Genomic DNA, 20114 nt, shown 5'->3' with positions numbered 1-20114 from the left:
ACTGCCTATTTGTAATTAAAAATCACTGTTGTCCTGTTAAAGCTTCAGAGATTCCTCGCTACACTCGGAATGACAGGCATTTGCTGGCTGTTGGGCTGGAGGACTGTCATTCTGAGCGTAGTAAAATGAAGCGAAGAATCTTTAAGTTATAATGATTTTTAGCCGGACAACAATGATTAACACTCACGTTCTTCACAAATCCTGTTCAATACTCAATGCCATAAGCCCCTTTAGTCCCGATAATTATCGGGATGGGGTAAAATCTCACTATTCGTATCGCAACGCCTCAACAGGATTTTTTGTTGCTGCCCGCATAGCCAGCCAGCCAATGGTAATGAGTGCAACCGTAAAAACGATGGCTCCCGAAAAAATAAAAGGCCATATCCCAGGCGAAATGCGGTATGCAAAATTCTGTAACCATTGCTTCATGGCATAATATGCCAGTGGCCAAGCAATGATATTAGCCACAAGAATCCATTTTAAATAGTTTCTGGAAAAAACTAAAATGATATTTGACATGGTGGCTCCCAAAACTTTATGGACACCTATTTCTTTAAAGTGCTGTTCAATGGAGAAGGCCGTTAGTCCATACAATCCAAGGCAGGCAATGAATATGGCCAGAAAGGAGAAGTATTTAAAGAGCGAACCCATACGAAATTCACTGATATAGCTGGAGTTTAGGTCCTGATCAAAGAAATAATACTCCATGGGTTCATTGGGATAAAATCTCCTCCAGGTCTCTTTTACAAAGGTCATACTTTGAGGCAATGAATTAGGTTTCAGTCTGATGGAAACAGATCTGAAATATATGCCTGCTTCTTTGTCTGAAGGAATGCGCATTATGGTTGGTTCAATGGCATGGTGCAACGAATTAAAGTTAAAATCGCGTGCGATTCCAATAATTTTTCCTTTGCGACCCCAGAATGTTATTTCAGTTCCCAAGGGATTTTCCAATCCCATTTGATGTACTGCAGTTTCATTTAATACATACGCAGCTGTTTCATCCGACGGATGCTGGTCAGAAAAAAAGCGACCGGCTGCCATGTCAATCTTGTAGGTCGACTGAAAATCATTATCTACGTTCAGAACCCAAACACTGAATTTTCCCTCCTTCCCAGGCCAGTCTATTCCTTCTGTTTTTCCTAATGCGGCTGCATTGAGTGGTTCGGATCTGCATATGCTTTGAATTTCGGTATTCTGAAGCAACGTGTTTTTAAAAGCCTCATAGTTCTTCTGGATATCACCCTTAATTTTTATACACGCTATATTTTCTTTATCGAAACCAAGTTTTGCATTTTGTATAAATTTTAACTGGCTTAGCACAGTAATAGTGCTGATAATAATGATGATGGATAAAGTGAACTGAAAAATGATCAAAGCTTTTCGCAAACTCAGACTTTTGGTTCCTCCATCAAACTTGCCCTTTAATATTTTTACCGGCTGAAAAGAAGACATAAACACCGCTGGGTACAAACCAGAAATGATACCGGTAATTAAAACTGCAGAGACTATTGTGAGCAAAAAACCGGAGTTTGTTACACTTATAATCAGTGATTTGGCTGCAACACTGTTGAGTGTCGGCAACATCAGTTTTACCAGAATCAAAGCGATGCCCAATGCAACGAATGTAAGAATCAGTGTTTCGCCAAAGTATTGAATTACCAGGCGTTTGCGTCCGGCGCCTGCTACTTTTTTTATCCCGATCTCTTTTGCACGCTTTAAGGAAAGTGCATTGGAAAGGTTGATATAATTCATGCAGGCCATTAATAAAATGATCGCTGCTATGATACTGAAAATGTACACGTATTTTATATCGCCGGTAGAATTAAAGAAACTAACATGTGAGGTGTGGAGGTGAATTTTCTTTAAAGGAAGCAGAGAATAGCTCACTCCTTCCTCCTTGTAATTCGCCTGCTTGTATGCAGTAATTTTGGACGCCAGTTCGGTCTCATCTATCTTTCCCTGTACCTGAATATACGTTTCAGGAGACTGGTTTTTCCAGTTATCCCAATTTACGCCATACATTTTTATAAAATCGATTGGGATAAAGAATTCTCTCTTAAAATTGGTGTTTGCAGGAATATTCTTTAAAATCCCGCTTACACGCATCAAGCTCTTCTGACCCAAAAACGTTAATTCAATGCTTTTCCCCAATGGGTCCTGATCTCCAAAATATTTCTGACACATTCGTTGAGTCAGAATAATTGAATTCGGATCATCAAAAACATGTTCCGGGTCACCTTCGATAAACGGGAATGAGAAAATTTTAAAAAACTCAGGATCGGTTAACGCAATGTGCTCCGAATATCCATTATTCTGATACTTTAACAAGGGTTTTAACGACTCAGGAAGAGGAGAATAAGAAGTGGCATTGATCACTTCCGGAAGCGCACTTTTTGTGCCGGCAGCCAAACGCTGCGATGTGGCGCCACTCAGGCCTTTATTATCTTTCCGTAATACAATATAAATCTGATCCGCATTTTTGTGAAAGGTGTCGAAAGAAAGTTCATCCTGCACCCACATGCTGATGATCAGAAAACAGGCCAGGCCAATAGCGAGTCCCAGAATATTGATCAGGGAATAACGCTTGTACTTCCATAAACTGCGTATCGTAATGATGAATTCATTTTTAAACATCTGCTCCGGGTTTGATGATTGGTTAGTATTGATATGTTTTATAAACCAAAAAGAATGCCCTTTATGTAATTCGCATAATTACAGGATGTTAAAGAATGGTGTTTTTCAGAATCGTCAAGTAATTTGACGCGGATTGTCCAAATATTTGTCAGTGATCCACGAAAAAGAAGTGACACTTTAACACAATTATTATGACCTTATTCAGGTTCAAAAGTTATTGTCAGATTTCTGAAATTTCCATCCGATCCGTTTCCAACCCAAAAACCAACCCATCCCGTTTCCCTGCCGGATATTTGATTTACTACAAGCGAAGGTTCGTTAGCATTGTTAACAAAAACCTTTACCAGGGGAAAACGGATAAGAATTGTTGCATGGAACCAGGCATCCGGTTCAGGAACCGGAGAAAGGTTGTTTTCATATAAGTTTCTATTTGATGGGTTTCTGTTGCTTTTATTCATATCTCAGGCTATCTACAGGATTTTTGGTAGCAGCTCTCCACGACTGAAACGACACAGTCAGTATTGCAATCCCCAGCGCCAGGATACCTGCCAGTGCAAAAATCCACCAGCTAAGCTCTGTTTTGTAGGCAAAGTTTTCTAGCCAAGAGTGCATCACGTACCAGGCCACAGGAGTGGCAACAATAAAGGCAACGATGACCCATTTCACAAAATCTTTATTCAGCATGGCTAATATTTCATATACTTTAGCACCGTTTACTTTGCGGATGCCGATTTCCTTAATCCGTTGTTTTGACGCAAACAAAGCCAGAGCAAACAATCCCATGGCTGCAACGGCAATGGTGAGCAGCGAAAGAAACAAATACACTTTTCCAAAATTGTTGTCTGCGGTGTAGGCTGCATTAAAGGTATCATCAAGAAACGTATAGTGGAATTTTTCTTCTGGGTATAATTGCTCCCACAATGCAGTAATGCCGGCAATGGTTTCGGGCCTATCCTGCGGTGAAATCTTAATGAAATAATAACCAACAGTCCGGTTCCACCGAATACTGTTAAAGAAAACCACAGGTTGAATGGCATCTTTTAAGGACAGGTGATGATGGTCTTTTACAACGCCAATAATCCGGTTGTTACGGTTTTCAGCAAACAATGTTTTATTGATGGCTTCTGATGGTTTCAGACCAAGCTGTTTACATGCCGTTTCGTTCAGAATCACTTCATCGCCATCTTCCTGGAAAGCGGTACTGTACCTTTTGCCCTCCAGAAGTGGGACTGCGAAGAAATCAAAATAATCATAATCGATGTGCGCAACCGCAAATTGTTTTTTGTGTTGATCCTGTCCGCTCAGGTAAATATTATTACTGGATCGTTTGTAGTCTTCGCCCGCCTTGATCTCAGCCGTTGTAAAACCGGTAACACCCTGTATCTTCTGCACTTCGTTTCGGAAGGTTTCAAGGTTCATGCGCTCATTGGGTTTCTTGATCATTGTCATGGGGCTGAATGATACCAGTGTTTGTTCCATCTTCATTCCGGTTTCGCTTTGCTGCATAAACAGGAGTTGGCGGTATATGGTAAGAGTCCCGATAATCAGGAATATGGAAACGATAAACTGGAATACCACCAGCGTTGTTATGGAGAGTGGGGACTTTTTGTTGTTGGATTGCTTTGTGCCCCTGATTACAGTGGTAGTTCTTTTTCCTGAAAATATAAGTGGATAGACGGATGACAGTAATGTGCCGGAAACAGTTAGCAACGTACACCATTTTAGCAACATCCACCAGTTGGTCGGAAGAATGTCAAAACCGAAAATACCGCTCCCGTTTCTCAGAATTAAAAAGCTGAGTGTAAAACTGACGGTTCCGGCCAACACAAAAATCATAAAGGATTCAATGGCTGACCCGTAAAAAAAGTGAAGTTTTTTTGCACCTAATATGGAATGAATATTTTGGGAGCTTCTCATATTTATGGCCGAAGCCACAGACAGGTTGATGTAATTCAGTACAGATGTAATGATGAGCAAAATTGCAATTAAAAGAAAGGCAATGACTTTGATATGGCTTCCGTTGGCAAACATTTCGTTTTCTTTTTTTGAGTCCAGATGAATGCTTTTTACCGGTTTGAACTCAAACGTAACTTCCTCATTATTTTCTGCGAAATGACTGATGCAGGGAGAGATGGCTTTAGCATATTTATCTTCTACAGATTGTATCATACTGCCGTTTTTCAAACGAATATAAGTATAGCCTCTTCGTCCGTTCCACTGGCCCCTTGAATACGGATCACGGTCGGCAAATGAAGCGATATTGCTGTTATCAAGCTGCCCGGTTGCGTAATCGAAGTTTCGCATGTAATACAGCAGCGCTTTTCTTTGCAGGATCAGGTCGAATTTTATATGGCTGTTTTCCGGCACATCATCAAAAACAGAATTAACAATAAACTCCCAGCCTTCATTCAGTTTGAATGTTTTATTAACCGGATCCTGATCGCCAAACAAACGGCTCGCCAGCGATAGGCTAATGGCTGCATAATGAATATCGTTAAAAAGCTGATCGGTGTTATCCCCTGTTAAATGGCGCGGGAAGACTTTAAAAAACATGGAGTCTGTAAAAAACATGTTGATATTTTGCACGCTGGCTTCCGGTGTAAAAACCGTAATGATATCTTTATCAAGATGTGTTGCTGCCGCAATTTCAGGGAGGGCATTCATTAATACCGGACCCACACCATTGTAGTTTCGAGCAGTATTTTGAATAATATCTCCGTTTGACTTTTGCATCAGTTCCACACGATACATATTTCCGGCGTCTTCCCAGAAGCGGTCATAGCTTTTTTCTGATTCTATCCAGGAAAAAATAAACAGAAACACCGTAAATCCGATGGTCAGACCCAGGATTGAAATTCCCGGTGTTAGTTTGTTCTGTTTAAACCGGCGTAAAACGGCTAAAAAGTAAAGCTTCATATCTGTAATAATATATTTTGACTTTATTTTATTTTGTTAATTTTCGTATTGCGATACCCTAAATCCCCGATGTTTAAACTTCAGCTATCTTCACCCCTAAATCCCCTGAAGGGGACTTTTTTGTATCTCCGATTGGCTGATCTTCTATTTTGCAATTAACTTTCATTTTCTTCACATATATAGTTCAATGTACGTTCCCATAAGCCCCTTTAGGGGTTTGGGGTGATTTATTCATATTTCAGACTATCTACGGGATTTTTCGTTGCTGCTTTCCAACTTTGAAATGATACCGTCAGTAATGCAATACCCAGGGCCAGTAAACCGGCCAGAGCAAATATCCACCAGCTTACAGGTGTTTGATAAGCAAAGTTTACAAGCCATTTATGCATAGCATACCAGGCGATTGGAGTGGCGACCAGAAAGGCTACGGCTATCCATTTTATAAAACCCGCATTCAGCAAGACAAGTACTTCCGATATTGTGGCACCATTAACCTTACGGATACCGATTTCTTTGGTTCTGCGTTCTATAGAATACATCGAAATGCCCAAAATTCCAAGTGCTGAGATGACAATAGCGAGAATCGTAAACAACATGCTTATATTTTTCATGAAAACTTCCTGTTGATATTCTTTGGTAAGCATATCATCGAAAAACTGATAGCTGAACTCCCGGTTTCCTTTATATTTTCGGTAAGTGTCCCGAATATATTTTAAGGTTTCAACTTTATTATACGGCGATATTTTAATGTTCATCGTCATAATATTCTGAGGATCATTAGTGAGGATGATGGGCTCGATGGAATGATAAGCTGTTCGAAAGTTGAAATCTTTCACTACTCCTACAATGACGTAATTACCAAGGCGTTGCCCGATAGGATCATCAATACCTAAAGCTTCTTCAGCCTTCTCGTTAATAACAACAGGAAAAGATACAGTTGGTGCATCACTATTATTCTTGTTTGAATTGGATTTTTGCCATTCTTTCCAGTATGCACTAAAGTCCATATCCAGAAAATGTCCTTTTACAATCTGCAGGTTGTAAGTTTTGGCAAAATCTTCATCCACCCAGAACAGGGAAGCATGAAGACTGTCGGTTCTGCCCATCTGGTTCAACGGAAAGGAAGACAGCCACTTGAAATCAATTGGTGCATATACACTTGCACTCACACCAAGAATATTTGGGTTCCTCATCAACTCATCTTTAAATGCTCCGTTACCGTACCACAATCCTGTTGGAACCACAACAATGTTATCGTGATTTATCCCTGTATCCCGTTGCTGAATGAAATTAATTTGCTTGATGAAAACAGTAGTGGAAGAGACAAAAGCAATAGCAATAACAAACTGAGTGGTTACCAGTATTTTCAGGATCCGGTTAGGTGATCCTGTTACACTCCCTTTTTGTAAAATACGGTTTGGGTTTAAAGAAGAGAGGACAAATGAAGGATAGAGACCTGCAAGAATGCCCGTTCCCAGAATGAGCAGTAATAAGTTAAAAACAAGTTGGTAGGAAAAAATAAGGTGAATGTTTTTCCCTGTAAACTGGTTAAACGCAGGGAGCAATAACCAAAGTAATATAAACCCCAAAACTGCAGCCGCAAAGGTCTGTAATACTGATTCGCCTATGAACTGTTGTATAAAATGAGCTTTTCCGGCTCCATTTACTTTTTTAATGCCGATTTCAGTGGTACGTTCAGAAGCTCTTGCAACAGACAGCACGGAAAAATTAAATATGGCCATAAACAGTATTAATAATGCCAGTCCTGAAAATAGCCATACATATTTAATGCTGCTCATATTTTGGTCTAATCTATTCCTGTCATAATCAGAATACAGGTGGATATCGGCCAGCGGTTGGAACATGAGTTTATCTGTTAGCCGTGAATACCTGCTCACCTGGTTTGATATTCGCGATAAAAAAGGCTCGTCGATAATCGCATTTTTAGCCAGTTTTATATATGTACGGTTATATCCCTTGTCACGCCAATCGTTACCGAGATGAGCAAAACGAGAATTATTTTCTGATGCCATGTAGTCAAAATTGATGGTGCTGTTATGTGGAATACGGACAACGCCACCAATTTTATAGACATCTGTCCAACTGTATTTATCTGAAATCACAGTACTTCCAATAGCAATTTCATTACCAAATAATTTGTGGGCCAGGGTTTCGGAAATAACAATATTCGAAGGATCGGAGAAGGCAGTTTCGGCATTTCCTTCTATAAAACTGAAACCGGTAAATATTTTAAAGAAATCGCCACCCGACCAGCTCATTTCTGCTTCAATTTTATGATCGCTTCCTTCTAATTGCAAGGGTGATGTTTCGGAACTGTAAGAGATATAGGTAGCATATTCTATTTGAGGAAAGTCGTTTTTTAAGGTTTGAGCCAAAGGACGATAGCTTCCCGGAGTTTTTACAATTTTGTCAGCCTTTTTGGTCAGGGTCAATACCCGGTAGATGCGGCTGTAATCTTCATGAAATTTATCGTAGTTCAGTTCGTTATGAACCCAGAGATAAATAAGCAGACTGGCCATAATTCCTAACATAAAACCACTAAACGTAATGATGGTAAAGGCTGGTTTCTTTTTAAAATTGCGGAATGCTATTTTTAGTTGTTTCATTTCGGTTTATTTTATAACCACAAGTATTCTATCATTATCAGCCACAGCTTCTGAAAGCTTTTTAAGAACAGCTTTCTTCCCTTCAGGGGCATTTGAGTTTATAAAATTATTGGATTTTATGTGTTGTTTGAGTTCCCAGCCGAAAAGGGGAATCAGCATCTCGTTACCATTGTCTGAATTATAAGTTGTCGGCCATACCGGAAATCCACCATCAATATCATTTTCTAAAATATTCGCGGAGTAATCCAGCGAGTCTGCCTGTACTAACTCGAATTTGTAAGTGAAAATGTTAAACACACCATAATACTGTTTTACAAGTTTATTTTTACGATTATTGCTGCAATCATAATTATCTTTTAAAAATTCAATAAAAATATGGTTGTTAAATTCCGCAAATCCATTCGGAATAATTTTACCTTCCAGACTTACTCCCGGATCAATACCTTGTTGTTTATCTATTTTGTGTTTGCCGAGGTTAAAAACGTAAACGGGCAATAATCGGTTAGGCGGCAGGATTTGAAAAACTGTATCGTTATAATCAGTGCGAAGGTAATGTTTCCCATTTTTTTGATAATGAAATCCCCTGTCAACACCCCTCGTTAATGTTTTTGTGTAATTCTTCACCTGCTCGTATTTGGTAAATGTTGCAAGCGTATCTCCCCGGCTGTTAAATATTGCAAGCATGTTTTTACCACGTAGAGGATAAAAATAAGTGTTCTTGTTCAGAGCAAATGTTCTCATTGAATTTACCATGCTTCTAAAATCAAGCAAATCAGTGGAAGTATTCTTTTTAGAACCCATCGGAGGTATCCGGCCGTGGTTAAGGTCAAGTTCTACTTTGCCTAAGCCTATTATTGAACCAGATTTTTCAGGATTAAAACCTGATGGTGTAGTAACCGGTAAATTATTGCAGTCTAATCCCATAATGTATCGCTGTCCCGTGTAGCTATTTACATACGTATAGTACAGTTTATTCCCTTCATGCCAGAGGCTACTCCCTGATCCAATATGGGTACCTGTCCCGCTTGAAGTTACCACACTTTTTTCGGGATTATAGTGTACGCCGGTTATCTTATTGGATATTACATTTGAAATAAGTTCACCTTGTTTCGAATATAGAACTATCCCGTAAAGGTTTGAGGCAACAATATAATTGTCCAGCATTAGATAATGGAATTTCATTTGCGGGTGGAAGGAGGAATCGGGTTGTTCGATGCGGACATATTCAATTTCAGAGGCAAAATCAGATAGCTTAAAAGATTTGAAATTATGCAGGTTGCCTGCAATATCAATTATTTTGGGAGGGATACGTGGATCAACACTTCGGTCTTCTTTAAACCGAAATCCTTTGGGAAGTTTAGCTAAAGAATCGGCCAATTGTTTTTCATGTTCTTCTTTAAGTTGCTGCTCGTAAGCCAGTTGTTCTTCTTCAGTACGGATAGTTTGAGCCAGTGATTTTTCATCGGTTTTTAGTTTGTTGCGCTTACAACCTGATGCTAAAATAAAGACAACTATCAAAAATATAAGGTTTTGTATTTTCATCGTATAAGGTTTATTTCACAAGCATTATTAATCGTTCGTTCGTATCAGAGTTTAAAGTTTTTACAAACTGTTTAAGCTTTACAGCTTTTTCATTTGTTTCATCGATTTCTGTTTTTTCCAGATAACTTTTAAAATACCCAGGATATACAAGCATTCCCATGTCACACTGTGGAGTTGTAAAAGAGGGCCAAAACGGAAGACCTCTATCAATATCATTTTGCAGCAGAAGGGTAGGCTTATTTGCCTGATTGGGTGGGGCAGCTCCCTGATTTTTTTCAGTAAAAGTTTCTTCAGTGAGTGCCAATTGTGTTAATTCTTTAGTTTTTTTACTATAAATAGCTTTATAGTTTTCGTGCTCACCATTCTGATTATAATATATATAACTTAGAAATACATATTTTTTAGTCTCCAGAATCGACCGAATCATAATTTTATTCTTTAATCCAAGATTGGTTTGATACCAGTCTTCATCGGTAATTTTATACGAGCCCAAATTAAATACATAAACGGGTACCATGCGGTTAGGCGGAATGAGCCGAAAAATGGTATCGTTAAAACTCTTTTTGAATGAAAACATACCTTTGTATTCCCAGTTTAGTATTGACGGAACCGATCGGATTAATGTACTCGTTACCGGGCGTTCCAGCTTGTTGAACTGAGTAAATTTGCACAAGGTATCTCCCTGCAAATTAAAGGTTGCCAGCATACAACCATTCTCGGATGCACTAAGATGGGAATTTACCCCGGCATAAAAATTAGATGAAATTCCCAAAATCTGAGTGGAAGATAATCCTGGAGTACCACTTCGATAACCTTCTTTGCCCATAGCAATGGTCTCGCCTTTAGTGAATGAACCGTCATCAGTTCTCTCTTCAACTTTGGGAAATTGAAGTGTTGGGCTTGCTGTGCTTAACTCATAACTAAAAAGGGTGACTTTTTCATTCGGATAATCAGTAAATTTGTACAACACCCTGTTCCCTGCAACAGACACATGGTTTCCCCATATGCCACGATAGCTTTCTTTGTTGAAATATCCGAAAAGTTTTTGACCGCTTAATTCGCGTGATCTTATATTACTATTGGCAATAGGTTCGATGTATGCTCCGGTTTTTGAAAATCGATGCACCCCAAAATTGTTATAAAGAATAATATCGTCGTTGGTGAAACCAACATTTCCTCCCATGTGCGGTGAAAAGTACAAAGAATCGTCAGGGATGCTAAGTCGAATGTATTTTACTTCTGTGGCTATTTCACTTAAATTAAATTTTTTAACCGGAATCTTTTGGGTAAAATCAATAACAACGGGTGGATGATCAGGATCAACACCTCGATCTTCTTTAAACCGAAACCCTTTGGGAAGTTTAGCTAAAGAATCTGCCAATAGTTTTTCATGTTCTTCTCTAAGTTGCTGCTCGTAAGCCAGTTGTTCTTCTTCGGTACGGATAGTTTGAACCAGTGATTTTTCATCAGTTTTAAGTTTGTTGCGATTGCAACCTGATGTTAATATAAAGACAACAATCAAAAATATAAGATTTTGTATTTTCATCATATCAGGTTTATTTCACGAGCATTAGAATTTGATCCTCATCACCGACTTTTTCGGAAAGTTGTCGTAACCTTTCTTTTTTACTTTCTGTGGCTTTGGATTGTAAAAACAAAGGGGATTTTACATGGGCATTTATTTCAGAACCATTTAACGAGACCATAAATTCTCCATTCCGGCCAACCATAATATTATCCGGCCAAACCGGGAGACCTCCATCAATATCGTTGTAAAGGATGGGTGCATCATAGTCTGTAGGGTCACCTTTAACAATAAATAGCTTCTTCATTTTTTTATTATATATGGCATGATAGAGCTTCAAGCCTTTACTTCTGCGTGCGTTGGGGCAATCGTAGCTGTCTTTTGAAAAGGTTAAGAACAAATAGTCTTTGGCATCGGCAAAATCATAAGGAATAATCTTCCCTTTCAGATTAAAGCCGGGATCTTTACCTTGTAGCATCGTGAGTTTATAATCCTCAAGATTTAAAACATAAACCGGCAGCAAACGATTGGGAGGAATCAATTGAAAAACCGTATCGTTGAAATTCGTGCGATAAAACAGATTTCCGTTTTTTTCGTACCAGGTTCCTCCATCGGTTCCTCTGCCTACCGTTTTTGTATAGTTTTCAACGCGTTCATTTTTGGTAAAAGACGTAATCAGATCTCCTGTTTTGCTGTTTCTTACTACTAACATAGCCATTCCACCGGAGCGGTGTACGTAAACATTGCGGTCAGTTGTAAAAAGTCCCGAACTGCTATATAAAGAATATGCTGTCCGGCTCATTGCTCCATGGCTGGCAAACCGAGGAGGTTGTGGTGTTCTGCCGAAGTTAAAATCTACCGAGACTTTTCCGGCTCCCCTAATTTTATCAGGCTCCTCAATATCGTATTCCAAATCTTTTAATGGTTTATCATCGGAACAGTTGTATTCCATGATATAGCTTTGCCCCGTAGTAGTATTGAGATAGTGATAAAACAGATCATCTCCCCGGGCCCACAAATCAGTTCCTCCGCCTATCTTCATGTAATTACTCCATAGAGTGTGAACACGGTCCTGCTTTTCATCGTAGGAAAGGCCACTCATTTGATTTTTTACGATGGTTCGGATAAAGCGGCCATCTTTAGAGAAAAGAAATATGCCATACAAATTGGTGGCAACAATGTATTTGTCCATCATGTAATATTTGTATTTCATATTGGTAAGTAATGTGGAATCGGGAACCGGTTCCATCCGGATATATTCAATGGAAGATGCTACATCGGAAAGGCTGAATTCTTTAATGCTGTCTAGACTGTTGGCGATATCTATTACAAGAGGAGGATAATTGGGGTCAACATCTCTTTCTTCCTTAAACTGAAATCCTTTTGGCAGTTTTGCCAGGGAATCGGCTAATTCTTTCTCCTGCTGTTTTCGTTGCTCTGCTTCGTATACCTTTTGTTCCTCTTCGGTACGGATGGTTTGTGCCAGCGCCTTTTCGTTTACTTTAAGTTTATTCCGGTTACAGGAGACCGTTATACTCAGAACCATTATAATCAGCAAAAGGCTTGATAAATTCTGCATAACGGTATACCAATATCTTTTCATAATCAGGGTATTTTATTTTGCTGCTTTTTTATTCATATCTCAGACTATCTACGGGATTTCTTGTCGCTGCCTTCCAGCTTTGCCAACTTACAGTTAATAATGCAATCCCTACTGCGAGCAACCCGGGCAGGACAAAAATCCACCAACTGAGGTCTGTTTTATAAGCAAAATTTTCGAGCCATTTATGCATGGCATACCATAGAATTGGAAGGGCAATACAAAATGCAACCAAAATCCATTTGATATATTTTGTATTGAGCAGGACCATCACTTCTGCGATCCTGGCGCCATTAACCTTTCGGATGCCAATTTCTTTGGTGCGTTGTTGAATGGAATAGAGCGAAAACGCAAACAGTCCCATAATTGCGATAATGATGGTTAGTACAATAAAGAGTTTGGTGACAGAAAGAAGCTGTTCTTCTGACTGATAGGCGGCATTTAATTCTTTGTCCAGGAAAACCGGATCAATACTGGTATGGTAAACAGATTTTGAAATGCTCTTTAGTTGCGATGCGACAGCTGCGGTGTTCTTCTGATTATACCTGACCAGTAAAAACCGGTAATTGGTCGCTTCATCCGAATTCACAAAAAATGCAAAATTACCAACCGGGTTGTAAAGCGACTCATAGTTAATATCGTTAATGACCCCATTAACATGAAAGGGAACTTTTGATTCATTAGGTTCTTCGTCTTTTTTAAAACTCCCTGCTTGGATCTCATCTTGGGTATAATTTTTTGCCAGTTTATTATACAGTGTCCTGTTAATAAAGAAATTTGTACCGGTACTTACATTAAATGTATCAATTGTTTTGATGCCAAGGACAGGTAGTGCATCCGGATTTATCATTGCAAATTTCACAGAATAATTATCTTCAGATGTTCCGAGATTGGTATCCTGCAGCCGAAAACCCGGATAATGCATGGCACTTCCAACAGCCAGAATACCGGATACTGACTTTGCCTTTTCTTTAAATACACGAATATTGGTAGTCGTTCCAACCGGAGCCCTGAAAATCATGACATTTTCAGGAGAATAACCCAGATCTTTTGTATGAATGAAATTGATCTGTTTGTTCAGGAGCATTCCAAATCCGGCAATTCCAATGACCACAATAAACTGAAATACAATAAGTGGGATTACCTTTTTATTGGCTCCGTTTTTACGTTGTCGCACAGGTCTGCCTGAAGTCGTAAATATTGAAACCAAAATGACCAGAAGTGCCAGCAGAAGTAAAAATATCCAGAATGTCGCTGTAAAGGTATGAGGTACCCAGCCATTGAAGTAGTGATGACCGATTTCTGATTTGAAGAGTTGAATAACTGATAAAGTGATCACTACAGCAGGAGTGACCAGTAGCAGAACTTCCGACATCAGGCTCTTTATTTGCGATAATCTGCCGCTACCCAGAAAATGTAAAATTTGAGTTCGCTTTTCCCTGAATTGAGAGTGGGCAATATTCGTGATAAGAAAATTAAGGACCACTGTTATGAATAAAAGTATTCCGACTATCAGAAGTGTGTTAAGCTGAGATTGTTTTACAGCAGGTGATATGTCCCGTATCAGTTCAGGATTAAAATGAATGTCACCAAGCGGCTGAAGCTGCATCGAAAATGCCTCAACAGGTGGTCCGTGGGCATCTTTCAGGAGGGGAGTTACCATTTCAGGTAATTGCCGTTCAAACTCAGTGTCAGATACACCAGGAACCAGTGTCAGATAGGCATATGCACCATATACTTTCGATCGTTCAAGACGGGAAATGGTCTGTTCATAAAATCCTCTTTTAGAGTGGATCAGATCATACTGTAAATGTGAGTTTTGACTGTTTTTATCCAGAATGCCAACGATGGTGGCTGTTCTGTTTTCAGTTGTTCTTCCATTAAGATAGGTGATGTCTATTGTTTTGCCTATAGCATCTGCGCTGCCAAACAGAGCCTCTGCGGTTAATTCATTAATTAAAACAGTATTGGGAAGTGCCAGATCCGCAGTGTTACCCTCTTTTACCGGAATCTGAAAATAAGACATGAAACCTGTATCCGCATAAACCGGATTGGATATTCTGAACGTTTTTTTCTCTGCACCGACATCAAATTCCTCATCATTTTTATAAAATACAGTTGACCTCTCAACAGCAGGATTTTCGCTTAATACCTTATCGAATGTCGCAAAAGTACATGCCCAGATTGAACCCTCGTTGAGGCCCGTAATAATTCTGTAACTCCGGTCACTGTGCTTCACATTTTTATCAAAAGAATAGTGGTGATTCACAAACAGAAGGATTAAAACGGAAACCGTAAACGCAACAGATAATCCGGCAATGTTAATAATTGCAAGCGTTTTATTGTGAAGTAATGTGCGCAGTGCCAGTTTGATACTTTTCATCATTATTCTTCAATTTAAGGCGTTTTAATAGTTACTCATATCGAAGTGCTTCGATCCCGATACGCTTCACCATCGGCCCCGATAATTCGGGGGTCACTCATACCTCAATGCCTCAACCGGATTTCTCGTTGCTGCTTTCCAGCTTTGCCAGCTTACCGTGATCAACGCAATTCCCAGTGCCAGTAATCCGGCCAGGGCAAATATCCACCAGCTTAAAGTGGTTTTATATGCAAAATTTTCGAGCCACTTATTCATGACGTACCATGCAATGGGTGTGGCAATTACAAAGGCGATCACTACCCATTTTACAAAGTCTTTGTTAAGCATAGCCAGTATCTCTGAAATTTTTGCGCCGTTTACTTTACGGATACCGATTTCCTTTATCCGGTTTTCTACCATATTTAAAACCAGTCCCAACAAACCAAGGCAACATAAAAACAGGGCCAGACCGGCTATGATACTGATGGAATCTGCCAGCTTTTGTTCTTTGTTGTACTGCTGCGCAATTATATCATCATAAAACTGGTAATTAAAAGGGTATGCCGGGAAAAATTTCTTCCATGTTTTTTCAATTGAAGCAATGGTTTGTGGAATATTTGTACCGTCAATCCGAAGGGAAGCATTTGAAATATAATTACCCAACGGACTGAATTTTACACCGTCAATCTCCTGATGCATCGACTGACTGTTGAAATCAGCAATGAGCCCTACGATTTCATAATCGTGAATCTTTTTATGAATTGGGTTCTCGTAACCGCATTCTCTGGCAAGTTTTTCGGTTACAATACAAACCTTTTTGTCACCATGTAAAAAATTTCTGCCGGCAATCAGTTTCAGATCTAACACTGTAAAAAAGGATGTATCGCAATCAATGTCATTGTATTTTACATCATGGCCATTAATTTCCTGGTCGCTGTAAGAATGAATTCCCATTGGAACGCCATCCGATAATGTCAGATTCTCAACTCCCGGGATGCGTTGCAATTCAGCCGCATACGTTTTTATTGTTTGTGGATTATCTATGGAATAGTGCAAATTCTGTTTGATAAGATAGCTGGTCTCGAACCCCGGATTTTTATTTTTCATGAAATTTATTTGTTTGAAAATCATCGAGACAGAAGCAATGAGGGCAATTGCTGCTGCAAACTGAAACACTAACAAAATTCTTGAAAACGAGCTTAAGCGCATTCTGCCGGACAGCTTTTTCTGTAACAGGCTGACAGGATTAATACCTGAAAATAACCAGGCCGGGTATAACCCAATCGTAAAAAACAGAACCAATAATACACCCATAAAAGGAAGCATATACGATACGTGCGTCAGGATGTTCAGTTGTATTTCAGAACCAACGAGCTGGTTAAAAAATGGCAGCAGTATAAGCGATAAAACAATGGCAATGCCAAAAGATAAGCTGATCACCAAACTACCAGAAACAGTGTAATATCTGAACATGTTTTTTCGGTGTGCTCCGTTTACTTTAAGAATGCTCACCATTTTCGATTCAGCATTCAGATTAGACAAGTTTAGATTGACATAGTTTATACCAGCGATAAGTATTACGATTAACGTAATGGATAACAACAGGCTAAAAAGAGGGTGATTAAAATGGTTGAAGTGTTCATCCCTGAAATCAGTGTTGGAAAAAATATCGGCGAGGGGTTGCATCTCAATATTGGGCGTAAAACTGTACCATGGAAACCGGTACGTTGATTTTATCTGAGCGGTCACACTGGAAGGATCTGCATTTTTATTCAGTAAAACATAATAACTGAAGAGTTTAACCTTCCAGCTTCCGTTCTGGTTGCCAAAATTTCCTCCGCTCCAGGGCAATTTATCTGTATAAAGTGATACTATGGCATCTGATTTAAAATGCGATTTTGCTTTAATATCCTCAAAAACTCCGGAAACATAAGCCGTTGTAACCATATTTAGCCTGACCGGCTTCCCCAGTGGATTTTCCTCTCCAAACAGTTTTTCAGCCAGTGATTCGGATAAGACAATTTTATTGGGAGCATCAATCAAATGTTGCGTTGACCCTGTCATGATATTATAATCGAAGAGATCAAAAAAAGTTGAATCCGCGATAACCAGGTGACGAATACGTTGAACAACACCATCTTCTGTTGATAGCATAGACCCAAAAATGTTAACCCGGCAGGCTTTATCAACGCCGCTTACTGTTGTACCAAGGGTGTTATAATACTGATCATCGAGCCTGACCTGCTTTTTTGGTGTATTGACCAACCTGTAAATTCGGTCATAGTTTGTCTGATATTTATCAGAGCTTTGTTCATAGGCATAATAGGCCGATGTCAGAATCACCAGGGCAAGACATAGCGACAGGCTGACAACAGAAAATATCAAAAAGCGTTTTTGCCTTAAAAGGGATCTTATGACCAGTTTTATCAGGTTGTTCATTTCTGATTCAGTTATAATTATTCATACCTCAATGCCTCAATCCCGATTGTTTGTTTTGTGTCCCGATATGTTTTGCAATCGGGATTACAAACAATACATCGGGATCTCCGCACTTCTCGTTACTCATATCGAAGTGCTTCGACAGGATTTCTGGTTGCCGCATTCCAAGACCGGAACGACACGGTTATTAAAGCAATTCCTAATGCCATTACTCCGGCCAACGCAAATATCCACCAGCTCAGCGCTGTTTTGTATGCAAACTTCTCGAGCCATTTGTTCATGACATACCATGCAATGGGTGTGGCAATGACAAAAGCAATGACCACCCATTTTACAAAGCTTTTGTTGAGCATAACTAAAATCTCTGAAATCTCTGCTCCGTTAACTTTACGGATACCAATTTCTTTTATGCGTTTGGTTGTTGCATCTTCAATTAATCCTATCAAACCAAGGCAGGAAATTATTATCGCAATAATGGTAAACAGATTGATGGCTTTGGCCTGGTTTTCTTCTCTTTCATACATGCGTTGTATCCAGTCGTCATAAAACTGATATGATATTGGAATTTCAGGACTGAATTTTTTATAGGTATTTTTTATAAAGTCCATAGTACTGCCAATGTCACCACTTATTTTAATATTTAAATGATTTGCATATATACCGGGTTCTTTTGTAAGAATGAGGTTGCCAATATCGGTGTAGAGATTTTCGTAATTAAAATCTTTGACAACTCCAACCACCTTACGCCCAAATAATTTTTTATCAGAAATATTGTTCCATCCCAATGCTTTAAAAAGGTGTTCATTAATTAGCTGTGTATTATGATCAATATCTGAATCAATAAAATTTCTGCCTTGAACAATTTTGATGTTAAACATTGGGATAAAATCCTGATCAATGCTAAACTGTTTGCTGTTAATTTGTTTCTGCTCACCATTCACATCAAACGATCCGCTTGTACTTCCGGTGAGGTCCATTGGACTACCTGTTGAAGACGAAATTGCAGAAATACTATGAAACCTGGATAATTCATTTTTAAAAGATTCCCTGTCCTGTGGTGGCATTCCTGTAATACGCAGTTTCAGGATCTTCTCCTGATCAAACCCCAGATCCTTATTTTTTATAAATTCCAGTTGTTTGTGTATAACCAGAAGAGACATGATAAGGGCACATGTAATCACAAACTGAAAAGCCATTACCAACCCCTTTCGGTTATCGATTGAAAATTTTGTTTTAGACAGGTTTTTTAATGGTGTAGTTCTGGATAAAACCGTAGCAGGATAGATCCCTGCAATAATACCTGTGAGTAAAAACAGCAGGACACCAGAAAAAATCACCCTCGGTTGGGAAATAAGTATGTTAAAATCGAGGTGTATATTAATGAACGATGCAAACAGGGGTGCCAGAATAATAGCCAGAATTACAGCTATAATCATGGATAGCAATGTTGTAAAGAGGGATTCGGATAAAATCTGCCGGAATATATTCGTTTTGCTGGCTCCGGAAGTTCTTTTAATTCCGATTTCTTTCATCCTTTCCAGACCACCTGATACAGTCATATTCACATAATTAAAAATGGTCATAAAAAGAATGAGCAAGGCAATAACAGAAAGCAGGTAAATCATGCTTTTGTTGGCATGATTTAAACCATCATTTTGGGTCTCTGTGTCAAAATAAACCTGTTGAAAAGACTGGATGGATAGTTTTTCATCTTTAAAGGCCTGCCATCGCTCCAGTTTATTTTTAATCAGCTCATTAACGTTTTCAGGATTTGAACCGGGAGATAACATAATAAGAGCTTTATACATTACATGTTGCTCCTGGTTATACCCGATGTAATGTCTGCCTATTCTCATTTCAGAACTAACCAGGGCCTCAAAGCCGAACGAACTATTAGGGGGTAAATCATTTACAACGCCGACAATTGTTAAAGGCGTCTGATCGCCGAGATCTATCGTTTTTCCAACCGGATTTTCCAATCCGTAAAGTTTTTCACTCAAAGTTTTTGTAAGAATTATATTTTCTTTTACCGATAGTGTTGGGTCTTTTGACTGGTAGATAAACCGAAACGAAAACATGTTAATAAAATCGTCATCTGTACTTATGACTTTCATCTTTTGTCGTTCTCCAGCCTTTTTATACGTGATATCTCCAACATTGTAGAGGCAAATTTTTTGTACTTCAGGAATGGTTTCTTTTACATCATTTCGTAACGTTTGCGGTACCTGTGCATTATTGTTTACCTGTTTAATTCTGTAAATACGGTCGACATTCCTGAAACTTTTGTCTGTGCTGACTTCCTGAATTACAAATGAGACGATGATAAAAACAATTGCCATGCTTATGGCATAACCTCCTACGGTAATAATGGAAAACACCTTTTTACGTTGTAATGTCCGAAGGAATATTTTAAGGCTGTATTTCATAGTTGGTTCCGGATGAACCGGATGAATTATTTTATTTCAA

General features: G+C 39.0%; 10 protein-coding genes. All 10 read right to left on the bottom strand.

Going from position 1 to position 20114, the window contains the following annotated elements; translation table 11 throughout:
* Positions 1-267 precede the first annotated feature (267 nt).
* The 10 genes from ACE1EF_RS07655 to ACE1EF_RS07610 all read right to left on the bottom strand — a co-directional run bounded on the left by ACE1EF_RS07655 (position 268) and on the right by ACE1EF_RS07610 (position 20074).
* Positions 268-2637 (bottom strand): ABC transporter permease, encoded by a 2370-nt coding sequence (locus ACE1EF_RS07655; protein ID WP_375720048.1) that lies wholly within the window; start codon positions 2635-2637, stop codon positions 268-270.
* A 197-nt stretch (positions 2638-2834) separates the two neighbouring features.
* On the bottom strand, positions 2835-3095 hold the full coding sequence (locus ACE1EF_RS07650; RefSeq protein WP_375720047.1) for a hypothetical protein: 261 nt from the start codon (positions 3093-3095) through the stop codon (positions 2835-2837).
* Positions 3088-5553, bottom strand: coding sequence for an ABC transporter permease (locus tag ACE1EF_RS07645; protein WP_375720046.1), 2466 nt, complete (start codon positions 5551-5553; stop codon positions 3088-3090). The genes ACE1EF_RS07650 and ACE1EF_RS07645 overlap by 8 nt, the downstream gene beginning before the upstream one ends.
* A 227-nt stretch (positions 5554-5780) precedes the next feature.
* Complete coding sequence (locus tag ACE1EF_RS07640; RefSeq protein WP_375720045.1) at positions 5781-8180, bottom strand: ABC transporter permease; 2400 nt, start codon at positions 8178-8180, stop codon at positions 5781-5783.
* Positions 8181-8186: 6 nt separating this feature from the next.
* On the bottom strand, positions 8187-9722 hold the full coding sequence (locus ACE1EF_RS07635) for a DUF4933 domain-containing protein (protein WP_375720044.1): 1536 nt from the start codon (positions 9720-9722) through the stop codon (positions 8187-8189).
* Between the two features lie 10 nt (positions 9723-9732).
* Entirely contained in the window at positions 9733-11271 is a 1539-nt protein-coding gene (locus ACE1EF_RS07630) for a DUF4933 domain-containing protein (RefSeq protein ID WP_375720043.1), read from the bottom strand.
* A gap of 7 nt (positions 11272-11278) precedes the next feature.
* Positions 11279-12850, bottom strand: coding sequence for a DUF4933 domain-containing protein (locus ACE1EF_RS07625; protein ID WP_375720042.1), 1572 nt, complete (start codon positions 12848-12850; stop codon positions 11279-11281).
* A 28-nt stretch (positions 12851-12878) separates the two neighbouring features.
* Positions 12879-15233 (bottom strand): ABC transporter permease, encoded by a 2355-nt coding sequence (locus tag ACE1EF_RS07620; RefSeq protein ID WP_375720041.1) that lies wholly within the window; start codon positions 15231-15233, stop codon positions 12879-12881.
* A gap of 90 nt (positions 15234-15323) precedes the next feature.
* Positions 15324-17648 carry an ABC transporter permease gene (locus tag ACE1EF_RS07615; protein WP_375720040.1) on the bottom strand — a complete coding sequence of 775 codons (2325 nt, stop codon included), beginning with the start codon at positions 17646-17648 and terminating at the stop codon, positions 15324-15326.
* A 119-nt stretch (positions 17649-17767) separates the two neighbouring features.
* Positions 17768-20074, bottom strand: coding sequence for an ABC transporter permease (locus ACE1EF_RS07610; RefSeq protein WP_375720039.1), 2307 nt, complete (start codon positions 20072-20074; stop codon positions 17768-17770).
* Positions 20075-20114 lie beyond the last annotated feature (40 nt).

This window comes from Quyinboa sediminis (assembly GCF_042219855.1).
Taxonomy (GTDB): domain Bacteria; phylum Bacteroidota; class Bacteroidia; order Bacteroidales; family UBA5342; genus JBHJHP01.
This window is presented reverse-complemented; position numbering and strand designations above follow the sequence as displayed.